The organism is Ignavibacteria bacterium (assembly GCA_017302895.1).
GTDB lineage: Bacteria > Bacteroidota > Ignavibacteria > Ignavibacteriales > Ignavibacteriaceae > UTCHB3.
Genome location: JAFLBV010000001.1, coordinates 1,025,085 through 1,037,920, shown reverse-complemented (window position 1 = coordinate 1,037,920; position 12,836 = coordinate 1,025,085). Strand labels below are relative to the sequence as shown.

General features: G+C 45.5%; 12 protein-coding genes. 4 read left to right on the top strand and 8 right to left on the bottom strand.

Features of this window, described 5'->3' with window-relative positions; all coding sequences use genetic code 11:
- Positions 1–119 precede the first annotated feature (119 nt).
- From J0L60_03990 to J0L60_03975, 4 genes are all read right to left on the bottom strand, one after another.
- Entirely contained in the window at positions 120–1,418 is a 1,299-nt protein-coding gene (locus J0L60_03990; protein ID MBN8545275.1) for an AAA-associated domain-containing protein, read from the bottom strand.
- Position 1,419: 1 nt separating this feature from the next.
- A complete protein-coding gene (locus tag J0L60_03985) occupies positions 1,420–3,135 on the bottom strand; it encodes an ABC transporter permease subunit (GenBank protein MBN8545274.1) in 1,716 nt (571 codons plus the stop codon).
- A 110-nt stretch (positions 3,136–3,245) separates the two neighbouring features.
- On the bottom strand, positions 3,246–4,394 hold the full coding sequence (locus J0L60_03980) for a SpoIIE family protein phosphatase (GenBank protein MBN8545273.1): 1,149 nt from the start codon (positions 4,392–4,394) through the stop codon (positions 3,246–3,248).
- Positions 4,370–6,142 (bottom strand): 4Fe-4S binding protein, encoded by a 1,773-nt coding sequence (locus J0L60_03975; protein ID MBN8545272.1) that lies wholly within the window; start codon positions 6,140–6,142, stop codon positions 4,370–4,372. The genes J0L60_03980 and J0L60_03975 overlap by 25 nt, the downstream gene beginning before the upstream one ends.
- Positions 6,143–6,375: 233 nt before the next feature.
- On the opposite strand from J0L60_03975, the gene J0L60_03970 reads away from it, so the two are divergent.
- Genes J0L60_03970 through J0L60_03955 form a run of 4 tightly spaced genes read left to right on the top strand, consistent with a single transcriptional unit; the run spans position 6,376 to position 11,414 of the window.
- Positions 6,376–7,023 (top strand): redox-sensing transcriptional repressor Rex, encoded by a 648-nt coding sequence (locus J0L60_03970; protein ID MBN8545271.1) that lies wholly within the window; start codon positions 6,376–6,378, stop codon positions 7,021–7,023.
- 9 nt (positions 7,024–7,032) lie between these two features.
- Entirely contained in the window at positions 7,033–7,542 is a 510-nt protein-coding gene (locus J0L60_03965; protein MBN8545270.1) for an NAD(P)H-dependent oxidoreductase subunit E, read from the top strand.
- Positions 7,535–9,427: a 4Fe-4S binding protein gene (locus tag J0L60_03960; protein ID MBN8545269.1), complete on the top strand. Its 1,893-nt coding sequence runs from the start codon at positions 7,535–7,537 to the stop codon at positions 9,425–9,427. The genes J0L60_03965 and J0L60_03960 overlap by 8 nt, the downstream gene beginning before the upstream one ends.
- A gap of 1 nt (position 9,428) precedes the next feature.
- Positions 9,429–11,414, top strand: coding sequence for an iron hydrogenase small subunit (locus J0L60_03955; protein MBN8545268.1), 1,986 nt, complete (start codon positions 9,429–9,431; stop codon positions 11,412–11,414).
- A 63-nt stretch (positions 11,415–11,477) separates the two neighbouring features.
- Here J0L60_03955 and J0L60_03950 read toward each other — a convergent pair whose 3' ends face one another.
- The 4 genes from J0L60_03950 to J0L60_03935 are packed head-to-tail and all read right to left on the bottom strand — an operon-like array spanning position 11,478 to position 12,792.
- Positions 11,478–12,008: a DUF1697 domain-containing protein gene (locus J0L60_03950; GenBank protein MBN8545267.1), complete on the bottom strand. Its 531-nt coding sequence runs from the start codon at positions 12,006–12,008 to the stop codon at positions 11,478–11,480.
- Positions 12,009–12,027: 19 nt separating this feature from the next.
- Positions 12,028–12,303, bottom strand: coding sequence for a thioredoxin family protein (locus J0L60_03945; protein ID MBN8545266.1), 276 nt, complete (start codon positions 12,301–12,303; stop codon positions 12,028–12,030).
- A complete protein-coding gene (locus J0L60_03940; GenBank protein ID MBN8545265.1) occupies positions 12,303–12,575 on the bottom strand; it encodes a DUF2442 domain-containing protein in 273 nt (90 codons plus the stop codon). The genes J0L60_03945 and J0L60_03940 overlap by 1 nt, the downstream gene beginning before the upstream one ends.
- The gene (locus tag J0L60_03935) at positions 12,559–12,792 is read right to left on the bottom strand and encodes a DUF4160 domain-containing protein (GenBank protein ID MBN8545264.1); all 234 of its coding nucleotides are present in this window, start codon (positions 12,790–12,792) and stop codon (positions 12,559–12,561) included. Before J0L60_03935 ends, J0L60_03940 begins: the two co-directional genes overlap by 17 nt.
- Positions 12,793–12,836: the final 44 nt, after the last annotated feature.

Sequence of the window (12,836 nt, the reverse complement as noted above, 5' to 3'; positions counted from 1 at the left end):
AAATATATAAATTTCTCAAACAGCAAACCCCCTCCAACTATCTCCCCTCTCCCGTCAAACCTTTTTATCCCTGACAACAGAAATTATTGCATTATTGGATTACTGCATTACTGCATTGTTCAGTTTTCCAGGAAGATGCTTTCGGTTTGATCGTCGTAAACAAAAATCTCGGCGTATCTGCCCCAGTTCATCAGGATGTCAATCTGGTCTTCAGCCTCCTGCGGTAAAAACTCGAGTTCGAGAGCTGAAAGTAGAATATTTCTCTCAATCTCATGATTTGCAGCCCGCTTCAACATGTTCAGGAGCCACTTGAAGATTGGAATCCGTTTTACTCTCGAGGCAAATATCTCTTTTCTTGCGGTGATTGACGCTTCTGCGTAGGTTTCACCGAGAGGTGTAACGGAAATATCCCCTGATGTGATAGTAACAAAGCCAAGCAGCTCCGCTGCCTCGGTAACTTCGAGAAGTTCATCTGATTCAAGTCCGAGTTCATCCGCCAGTTTGTAGATATCCGAGTTTTTACCCGGCATATCGATCAGATTTTCGAGAATGGAGGAGATGTTTGCCAGCGGAATGTTCGGCAGCTTACGGGTGATACCGGGCTCACCGGGTGCGGTACCATACTCGAGGTACTCGGGTTGTGTCTGTCCCGCAAGAACTGAATAGACCTGATCCACCATGTGCTGAAATTCGGCATTTTTCCTGTTCCGGGGATGTGCCATCGACACGACCATTTCGTTGATGATCTGACCGGGATTTTTATCCATCACAACAATCCGGTCTGCCATTAAAACAGCCTCTTCGATATTGTGTGTAACCATTAAAATCGCCTGAGTGGGGAGTTTTCCCTCGGTCCAAAGCTCAAGAAGTTCACCACGAAGTGTCTCGGCGCTTAATACATCGAGCGCTGAAAAAGGTTCGTCGAGACAGAGGAGCTCCGGTTCGGCAACTATCGCTCTGGCAAATCCGACTTTCTGCCTCATTCCTCCCGAAAGCTCTCTCGGGTACGCCATTTCATAACCGTCCATTCCCACTCTGTCAATCGCTTCAATTGCTCTTGCGGTTTTCATTTTAGCGGGGATGTCACGGTTGGCGAGCGCCAGTTCCACATTCTCGATCACATTGAACCAGGGGAAAAGAGCGAAAGTCTGGAATACAATTGTTGCGTTTGGATTTACCCCTTCGAGCTTCTCACCGTTGTAGAGGACGGAGCCCTCTGAGGCTTTCTGGAGTCCTGTTATTATCCTCAGCAGTGTGCTCTTGCCGCAACCTGAGGGTCCCACCAGAGCAACAAACTCACCCGGATTGATCTTCAACTCTATATCCGAAAGGGCAGTAAATTTCTTTTGATCTTTGCCATAGATTTGGCTGACTTTTTTTACATCAACCAGGGATGCGTTTTTTTTCATCGTGCTCATACTACTCCAACTTGAACCTGTCTTCAGCCAGATGGTAAAGACGGCGCCAAAAAAATCTGTTGATCAAAACCACGGTTATTACCATAACGAGTGTCGATGCGAGCAGTTTAGGGAAATTCCCCTCCGCTGTTGCTTTAGCTATCGAAGAACCGATGCCAATTGTTGAAACCGTGTTACCGCTAAAGGTTACAAACTCTGCAACCACACTTGCGTTCCAGGCACCACCTCCCGCTGCAATTGCACCTGTAATTAAATAAGGGAAAAGTGCCGGAAGTATCAGGGTTTTCCATTTTTTTATCTGCCCAAGATGCAGGAGCCGCGCGGTATATTTTAAATCCTGCGGAATCGCCGATGCACCTGCGATGATATTAAAGAGAAGATACCACTGCGTTCCCATTAACATAAGAAGAATTGACGCAAGATTTACACCAAAAGGAAGTGTAATGACGAACATCAAAACCACGGGGAAAAGGGCAGTTGCGGGAATGGACGCAAAAATCTGCACCATTGGTTGTAAAAACCTTGCCACTTTTTTGTTTGTCGCAATTAAAACCCCTACAGGTATCGTCCACATAAAAGCTATCAGCAATGCTGCACATACCCTGAGAAATGTAGCGAAGACACCCAATAGAATTTCCAGCCAGTCAGCCGGACCGACTTCGACCAGCATCACTCCCGCTCCTGCCAGACCGATCAAAATAATTCCGCCTGTAAAATAAACTGCAATCTTTGCGGCAAGATCAGAGGCTTTTGAGTGTTCAACCGGGACTACGGGTTTGCTTCGCCGCGAAAAAAAGAGGTCTATTTTCCTTCCAATCGGGAAAAGAATATTCTCTTTTATCGAGTAAACAATGTTGGAATTTACAATTACAGAATAGAACCATGAACCGGGAGGATCATCGCCCGTTGTCATTTCAAACTTGAATTTATCCGACCACGCAAGAAGGGGACGCCATATCACCTGATCGAGAATAACGATTATCAGGATAAGTGTCACTACTCCATACATAATTGCCGTATAGTTTCCCTTGTCGGATGCTTCGTGCAGGAAGGAACCCAGACCCGGAAGTCGAAAATCTTTGTCTCCCACGGTGAATATCTCGGCAGCCATCAGGAAAAACCAGCCCCCCGCCCAACTCATCATACTGTTCCAGATAAAGCTGATTGTTCCAAAGGGAAACTCAAGATTTCGAAACCGTTGCCACCTGTTCAGTTTGTTTATTTCCGCCGCTTCCTGCAGATCTTTCGGAATTGTGGTGAGCGACTGGTACCAGGCAAAAGTCATGTTCCATGCCTGCGAAGTGAAGATCAGGATAATTGAACCTGCCTCAACTGCAATTCCCTGCGGAAGTACAGCCGTTAGGCTAAGGACAACCACGGGTAAAAATGAAAGTATTGGAACACTTTGGAGTACATCGAGAACGGGGATTAGAAATTTTTCGGCTTTTTTGTTGTATGCTGCAACTCTGCCGTAAACAAGAGTGAAGAGTACCGACAGTGCGTAGGCTGCAAACATCCTCATGATTGAGAAGAATGCATAAACCGGCAGCGCTGAGGGGGAATCAGAAATGGTCGGTGCTGCTATATATTCGGGAGCGTATGCGGCAAGCTGTACCCCGGCATAGAGCAGGGAAACAAGGCAAAGCACTACAAAAAGATCGACCAAACTGAATTCGCGCCGGTCGTTGAAAAAGAGGCTGTATATGAAGTTGCGCATAATTTCCTGAAACCGTCCCGTAAATTTACGAATTTAGCAACTATCGGGAGAGAGGAAACCAAGAATTAATAGTGAGCCATTCAGGTGTTGTACGCTAAACCTTCGATTGGTTAGTAACGTTTTTCCACCACCAGTTTTCCTTCCTCTTTTAACCTGGCGATGATAAGCGGAATTATTTTCTCCCTGCCAAGTATTCCCATCTGAGCGAATGAAATGTCATCGGACGCCGGATTTTTGGCAGACCCGATGAAAAAATTTATCCTGTCCGCTGCAGTAAGGAGAGAATAGAGCACTGTTACCGGATTGTCAGCATCGAGTTTTCGTGAATCTTCATCCCAAATATTGTAAACCTGATTAAGTGTGACAGCTCCCTCGGTAACGAGATCGACACCTTCAATTTCGTAATCGGGCGGGGTTATCGAGTCAGAGAAATCCTCATTTACTGAGAGCGGTTTATTCAAAAACCGGGCTGCTATTTTCGCAGTTGAAGCTCCGCAGACAATTTTTACCCCCGAATTTCCAAAAAATGAGTCAAATGCTTCATCGTCCCGTGAGGGATCTGCAGGTGGACCGGTAAAAACATTTACAATTCTACCTTTTCTTGCAAATCCGAGAGCAACGCTAACATCGTCCCCCTGCTTCTCTCCCCAGTGAGTCACCGCTTCATCTCTGACAAGATCAGGGAGATGCTTAAACGATTCCCCTTTTTTCAGGAGATGGTTTAAGTGTGCGGTAAGCCCTTCAACTTCCCATCCGTGAGTGAAAGATTTTCCGATTCCTGCCTGAGTAACCCCGTCGGTCACTGCAAGGATTCCCTCTCCCAAATTTAAGACACAGTTGATCTCCGTAATAAAGGCGGTTCCGTTGTTATAAACTCTTCCTTTTAACGGATAGGCTGTTTTCCCCGAAAGGAATACCGGAAGCGGTGTCTCATACGACAGAATCGTGGTCAAACCATCGTTGAGCACCCTGATGATGGTAATTGCAGAGTAAGGAAGATCAGCCCTTTTGGCATCCTCCATGGTAACGACTGTGTTTGTGAATGCTTTGCGGAGAGAGAAACCCGTGCTCAGTAATTCTTTAAGTCGTGACGCTGCCATTTCCGCGAAAATGTTCGCCCTGACTCCGGAACCGAGCCCGTCACACAGAATCAGGGTTGTATGTTGTTCTGTTCGAAGAATTTTAACTACATCACCACTGGGATGCCCTGTTTTTTTTGCTTTCTGCGAAACCTCTATTTCGATGTGTAGATATCCCATAGCCATTTCGATTTATTTGTTGATCCCTTTCTGCTTTCATCTTCGGTAATTTTCATCAGATTTTCGAGCAGTTCCTCACTTTTTGCAGTTCCCTCTCCGAGAATTTTTGCGAGAAACTGAGCTGTTTTTATCTGATGCTCGAGCAGTTCCTCAGCCTTTTTAAGTGTCTCTCCCCTTAGAGTGTCAAGCTGTTTCTTTTCAGATTCACGGGTCGTTATATCCACAAAAATGCCAACAAACGCATTGTCATTTATCCTGAAAATTTTTGCTTCGGTGGTTAGACTGTACCTCGACAGTGTGACTGTTTCTTCGATCAAATCGACACCTCCGCCGATAATTCTCTCGAAGAGGTCAGGATCCATGATATTGGAAACATGTTTCCCGATTGATGATCCGGTGCACATAAACATTTTTTGAAAGGCTTCGTTTATGCTGATTATCGAGAGGGTTCTGTCTAAAACAATAATACCGTTAGGGGTTCTGTCAATTATCTGGTCAGCCCTTCTTTCGGCAAATCTCCTCATGTATGGGATGCACATGGTGGTTTCGGCCATGCCTGCCAAAACAGCTTTTGCTTTGTCGCGACACGATTCATAGCCACAGGCTCCGCAATTCAGTTCGTCGTCTTTTGTGTATTTTCCCGTTTGCAAAAGAATCTCTTTGATTTTTGCCTCTTCAAAATCGCTGAGAAAATTTTCCGACTTGTCGTGAAAGATTGTCGTGAGCTGCAATTGCTCTTCCACCAATGGTTCACCGCGCTCCTTTTTGGATTGAGCATAAGCAAGTACATTCAGTTTTCTTTTCAGAATGTTCACTTCCGACTTGATACCGGGCCCGTTTATGCACCCCATCGAGCAAACGAGAGGCTCAATCAGTATCTTGCCGCCCCTTTCCCCTGCAATGTTTAACGCCTCGAGAGTCCTCTCGAAGCCCGAAACAGAGATTATTTTTGTTTCATCAGCTTCCGAAGTGTTGCAGACCCCGGCTGTGTCCACAATACCTCCCGAAAGACAATACGACTCACCACCGGTGTGTTTTTCCCAATCGAATCCGCTCTCTTCAAGTTTGTTCAGATCGATGTTCCTCTCTTCAAACCAGTCAAAAAGCTCTTCCATTGTAATCACAGCGTCAATCAGACCTTTGTACTCTGCTGAGTCGGCTTCCATCTTTTTTGCCACACACGGTCCGATAAAAACTGTCTTGCTCCCTAATCCTCTTCTCCTTTTTATCAATTTTGCCTCAGCTATCATCGGAGATGGCACCGGAATGATGGCATCAATAAGTTCGGGACGGTACTTCTCGGTATATGCAGTTGCTGCGGGACATGAAGCAGAGATACAACCCCTCCCCTTGGAGACCGACTTCAACGATTCCTTTGTAGTATAATATGCACCTTCAGCAACTTCGACAACGAGTGAAAAACCAAGCAACCGGAGAGCAGAAGGAAACCTCCGGATAAGTTCAGGCGGAAGCAAACCTGCAAACGAAGGAGCAACCGCTGCCACCACTTCCTCTCCCGATTCTAAAAGCTCCTTGACCTTATCGGTGTCCTTGCGGTAATATTTTGCTCCCTGCGGACATTCGGTTATACACTCGCCGCAGAAAATACACCTCTTCTCGTCCACATATGCCTGACCGTTGCTTACCCCGACCGCTTTTACAGGACATACCCTCACACAGCGGTAGCAATCCTGACATTTTGCCTTATTGGTAAATATATATGAGTTTTCACTTATGGTGTTTATCATTTTATGCCTTCGTCAATCTTTACGAATTTAATAGTACAATTTCCGTGCCGAAGCTGATTTTCGAGATATTCGTACTGTTTTGTTTCGGTTTTTCTCTTTTTCATCAAAAAAAATCCCGTATTTGAAAAATTTCTCTTGACAAATATCGTAATTTTCCATATTTTAATCAGTATAAATTTCTCGATATATTTTTCTCGATATAAAATTCTCTATTTAGAAAGACTTTTGCCATGATGACCAAAGAGATAAAACAAGTTCCTGAACCCGTTCTGAGGAGACTTCCACGCTATCTGCAGATTCTTCACAGAATGAAAGAAGACGGTATAAAGGAAGTGTCGAGCACCAAAATTGCCGACGAACTTTCCCTCGATCCGACACAGGTGAGAAAAGATATCGAGTTTACAGGAATTGTCGGAAGACCTAAAACAGGTTTCCTGATTCCCGAACTGATTCAGGCAATTGAGAGCTTTTTAAATTGGGACAACATTAATGATGCCTTCCTCGCGGGTGCCGGAAGCCTGGGTACTGCCCTGATGGGTTACCCTAACTTCAAAAGTTACGGGCTGAACATAGTCGCAGCTTTTGACAACAACCCCGGGAAGACTGATGGTTTGATCCGTGACATCCCCGTTATTCACATCGACAAACTGACAGATCTCGCCCAAAGGATGCACATCCATATCGGAATTATAACAGTACCTGCCCCTCAGGCCAACGCGGTCGCCGCTATGATGGTTGAAGGGGGCATTAAAGCAATTTGGAATTTCGCCCCCGTGCAACTCCGGGTACCCGAGGGCATTATCGTTGAGAATGTTCTGCTACACGCAGGACTTTCGGTTCTTAAAAGAAAACTCGGACAAGTGTTAAAAGACCAGTTATAAGGATAAATTATGCAAAGCACAGAAACAGGACAAGCGGCAAGAAAATTTGCCAAAGTGTGCGAAATACTCGAAAAATATGAATATAAATCTGAAAAACTAATACCCGTATTACAGGCTGTACAGGAAGAATACCGTTATCTCCCCGAAGATGTTCTTGCTTTTATTGCCACAACTCTCGACATTTCACCGGCGCGCATCTACGGTGTCGCCACTTTTTACTCACATTTTGCTCTCGCCCCGAAAGGTAAATTCGTTATCAAAGTGTGCGACGGCACTGCCTGTCATGTTAAAGGTTCACTCCCTTTGATAGATGAAATAAGAAAAACCCTTAACCTGAAACCGGGGAAAGAAACAACCGACGACCTCCTCTTCACACTCGAGACCGTGTCGTGTCTGGGTGCCTGCGGAATTGCCCCCGTGGTTGTAGTGAACGACGAAGTACACTCACTCATGACACCGGGAAAAACCACTGTCATGATTGAGGAAATAATCGGCAAGGAGAAATTAAACGATGAATAAGACAGAGTTAAACAGAATAAAGGAGGACTTCTCCAAACGGTATGCGCAGGTTAACCGGAGGATTATTATTTGTGCCGGAACAGGCTGTATGGCGAACGGTGCCCTCAAAATAAGCAACGAATTTAAACACATTACAGCCCTTATGGGGTTGCAACTCGAAACCGAACTAAAGCAGGAAGAGAACAAGTTCAACCTCCTGACAGGAAGCGGTTGTCAGGGTTTCTGTCAGATGGGTCCCCTTGTAACAGTGGAGCCTGAAGGAATCTTTTATGTAAAAGTTCAACCCGAAGATGTGGCGGAGATTATTCAGGAGACTGTCCTTAACGGAAGACCGGTGGAAAGACTCCTTTATAAAGGGAAACCCTCCGATAAAATCTGCAGAACAATCAATGATATTAATTTCTACAAAAAACAAACGAGAAAAGTGCTCCACGACTGTGGAAACATCAACCCCGAAGATATCGAAGAGTACATTCACAGAGGTGGATATGCTGCTGCCGAAAAAGCACTCACTGAAATGAGCAGCGAGGATGTCTGCAAAGAGATTCTCAACTCCGGACTAAGAGGCAGAGGCGGTGGCGGATTCCCGACCGGAAGAAAATGGCTCATGGCAATGGGTGAGAAAAACGAAAAGAAATACATAATCTGCAACGGTGACGAAGGCGATCCGGGTGCATTTATGGACAGAAGTGTGATGGAGGGAAATCCCCACTCTGTGGTCGAAGGAATGATAATTGCCGCCCGTGCTACCGGTGCTGACGAGGGATATGTCTATGTTAGACTTGAGTACCCTCTCGCTGTTAAAAGAATTAAAAAAGCCGTTGAGACCGCCGAAAAATATGGCATTCTCGGAAAAAATATTTTTGGAACAGACAAAAATTTTACGATTCATGTAATGGAGGGCGCCGGTGCATTTGTTTGTGGCGAAGAAACCGCACTTATCTCTTCCATCGAAGGAAAACGGGGCATGCCCGCTCCCAAGCCTCCATTTCCTGCTCAATGCGGGCTTTTTGGGAAACCCACGATCATTAATAATGTGGAAACACTCGCTTCCGTTCCGGGAATTATTCTGAATGGTGCCGCTGAATACCGTTCTCTCGGAACCCCAGAGTCACCCGGTACAAAGACCTTCGCCCTTACGGGTCATGTGGTAAACACAGGCCTGATAGAAGTGCCTTTCGGTTCAACCTTGAGGCAGATAATTTTTGATATTGGCGGAGGTGTAACCGATGATGACGGGAATCTTGATCCCGACGGATTCAAGGCGGTACAGATTGGCGGACCCTCCGGTGGATGCCTTACAAGCGAGCACCTGGACCTCCCGTTAAGTTTCGACTCGCTCCGGTCGATTGGTGCAATGGTAGGTTCAGGCGGCCTTGTTGTAATGAATAAAAATACCTGCATGGTAAAAATTGCCAAATACTTTATGCAATTCACGCAGAACGAATCGTGCGGTAAATGTGTCCCCTGCCGCGAAGGAACAAAACAGATGCTCGCCCTCCTCGACGACATCACAGAGGGTAAAGCTGATGAACATACCCTCGAGGTTCTCGAAAATCTCGGAAGGGCAATCACCAAGGCATCACTTTGCGGACTCGGAAAGACGGCACCAAATCCCGTCCTCTCTCTTATGACCAGTTTCAGAGAGGAGATGGAAACACATGTGATGCAGAAAAGATGTCCCGCAAAGAAATGTAAAAGCCTCCTTACTCCCGTCGTGATCGAGGAGAAGTGTAAAGGCTGTGGACTCTGTATCAAAAAATGCCCCGTGGGTGCCATTAGAGGAGAGAAGAAACAACCCCACTTTATAAATGAATCGCTTTGCATCAAATGTGGTGCGTGCGTCGAAGCATGCCGCCTCGATGCAATTGCGGAAGGAGTGTAAAATGAATAACGACAATATTGTTCATATCAATGGACGCGAAATAAAAATAGAAGGGGAGAAAAACCTCCTCGAAGTAATCAGAAAAGCCAATATCGATCTTCCGACTTTTTGCTACCACTCGGAACTGAGCGTTTATGGTGCATGCCGCCTCTGCCTCGTGGATGTGGATGGAAGAGGAATAAATTCATCATGCTCTATGAAACCCGAACCGGGAATGAGGATAAAAACCCACACCAAAGAACTCCGGGATATAAGAAAGATAAACATCGAACTTCTTCTCGCAGCCCACAAAAGAGAGTGTACATCCTGCGTAAAAAGTGACTCGTGTAAATTGCTCGATATCGCCTCCAGACTCGGAGTAGAAGATGTCAGATTCAAACAGAGCACCAAAAACCTGGGAATCGACACTTCCTCTCCTGCCCTGATGAGGGACATGGACAAATGTATCCTATGCGGTGACTGCGTGAGAGCCTGCGATGAAATTCAGGGAATAGGTGTACTCGATTTTGCTCACAGAGGAAGTGAAGCCGTCGTGGTGCCTTCCTTCGGGAAAAACCTCGGTGAAGTGGAATGTGTTGACTGCGGACAGTGCGCACGGGTTTGTCCGACTGCCGCAATCACCCCGAAATCTGATACCGAAGAAGTATGGAAAGCTCTCGATAACCCCGGGAAGTATGTTGTTATCCAAATTGCCCCGGCAGTTCGCGTCTCACTCGGTGAAATGTTTGGATACAGGGAAGGTGAGAATGTAACGGGACAAATGATCGCTTCCCTGAAACAACTCGGATTCAAAAAGGTTTATGATACCTCTTTTGGAGCAGACCTGACGGTGATGGAAGAAGCAAATGAATTTCTCGAAAGAATCAATTCAGGTGAAAAACTTCCGTTGATTACTTCCTGCTGCCCGGCATGGGTGAAGTATGCAGAGCAGTATCAGCCCGAGTTTTTGGGGAATTTGAGCTCCTGCAAGTCACCACAAGGAATGGTTGGAGCCCTCATAAAAAACCGGATTCACGATAAACTGAAAATGGAGAAAAAGGATATTATCTCGGTTTCCGTGATGCCATGTACCGCCAAAAAGTTCGAAATAACCCGTAATTCCGGTCCTGACAAAGATGTTGATTTCGTAATTACCGTTCCTGAACTTGCCAGAATGATCCGCGAAGCAGGCATCGTGTTTGATGAACTGTCACCCGAATCATTCGATATGCCGCTCGGCTTCAAGACGGGCGCGGGGATCATTTTCGGGAACTCGGGAGGTGTTGCAGAAGCTGTTGTGAGACACCTGAGTGCCACAATAAACGGTGAAGACGCCACCATTTCCGATGTAATCGAACTTCGCGGCAGCACCGGGATAAAAAAGAAAAAAATAACAGTAAACGGCAGAGATTTTGCAATCGCAGTTGTAAGCGGACTTAAGAACGCCAAGGCCCTCCTCGCCAAAGTGAAAAGCGGCGAAGAGCATTATGACTTCATCGAGATTATGGCCTGTCCTGCAGGTTGTGCCGGCGGTGCAGGTCAGCCTGTCACCCACAGCGAAGACACCGTGGCAAAACGCGGAAAAGGGCTCTACGAAACCGATAAAATGTTGCAACTGCACAATGCACATGAAAATCCGTATATCAAGGAACTCTATAACAATTTCCTCGAAACTCCCGGCAGTCATGTTGCCCACGAATTGCTGCATACCCATTACAAAAACCGCAAGCGGTTCGAGGGTGGAATAAGCCTTATTCAAAGCGGTGAAGAGAAAAAGAAGATTTCTGTCTGTGTGGGTACTTCCTGCTTTATAAAAGGATCACAAAAGCTCCTTAACAGAATAGTGAGACATGTATCCGTTGAAGGACTCTCAGAGGAATTTGAGGTCTCTGCAACTTTCTGTGCAGAAAATTGTGACAAAGGACCCACAGTCGTTGTTGAAGGTGAGCTCATTCACCACTGTTCATTTGAAGAGATTAGGGCAAAGATCGACGGTCTTCGCTCCTGAATGATACACGAACGGTATTCACTCCTCTCCCTTTCCTGCTCGGAAGGGAGCAGGGGTGGATATTTATTTTGTCATTTCGATCAATTTCAGAACAGTGTTCAAATTTCGTGTGGTCGCAACAGTTTTCAGTTTTTTCTCGATGAACGGGTTGGAAAGTTTTGTAATACCGTACCCCTCGGGACAGTAAAGAAACATTACACTTTCAAAAAACAAGTACACCTCTGAATCAGATTTTACCTTGTCCAATTCTTCAAAAGGGATCTCCTGCTGTGGCTTCCGGAAAAACGAAATGTAAAGCTTATTCCCTTCGGCTTCAGGAAATGGATTATTTTCAATAATTCGCCCAAACTCCTCAACAGTCCTTACCATCACCTCCACATCAAAACCGTATTTCGAGGAGATCGCCTGCATGATCTGTGATTCGAGATTTGAAGGCTCTTTTTCGGAAGATTCAAAAACCACATTTCCGCTTTGGATGTAAGTCTGAACATTGTTGCATCCGAGAGACTGAAAAAGCTCTTTCAAATCGGTCATTTTGATAAGTTTTTGTCCGCTGACATTTATTCCGCGAAGCAGGGCGATATAGACAGGCATGGGCCGGATAACTCTCTGATTAAATATTAATAAAATTGTGCAATGATTTCCGCAAATACTCTCTGTTCACCACACCATGAATCACATCAACAAGTTTTCCGTCTTTGACAAACAAAAGTGCGGGTGTGCTTTGAATGTCCATCCTCTCCCCGACTTCAGGATGCTCGGAGAGGTCAATGATTGTTAATTCGGGGCTTGGCGATAACTCACCCAAAGCAGCCGACAACTCCCTCTCCATCACTTCACATGGCATACATCCCGGTTTCTTGAAGAGAAGGAGTTTCTTTTGGGGCATTAAGCAGTTTTGTTTAGTTTCTTAGGCGATGGTGCGCCGCGGAGAAATCCTTCCGTACTTAAATCTTCGTCAAGATCAGGCCAATGGATTCCATATCCTCCTCCGGCAATTTCCCAGTTCATTAATTGCTCAGGGGTAGCGTTCATCAGCGATGGATACCAGACCAGTGGCACAGAAATTATCCGTCCGTCCATAAGATCCACAGTGATCAGATTCTCATCGATCTTTACATTTTTGATTCGCTCATCTGCGACACTAGTTAAAGTACTCATACCATCGTTCCGTCATCATTTTGTTATTATTTCTGACTATCTCCATTATTTCTCTTAACTCCCTGGCGTTGAAGCCGATATTCTTTGCCATGGATAGTTCTATCAACCAGATTTTAGCTGTACAACCGCCTTTATCAACATGAATATGTGGCGGTTCAAAGTTTTCATGACTGTAAAAATAAAACCTGAAGCCATTTTCGTTGTGTACTGTTGGCATTAAAATCTTTCCAAATTACTTCAATAAAAGTAACGGTTAATCGG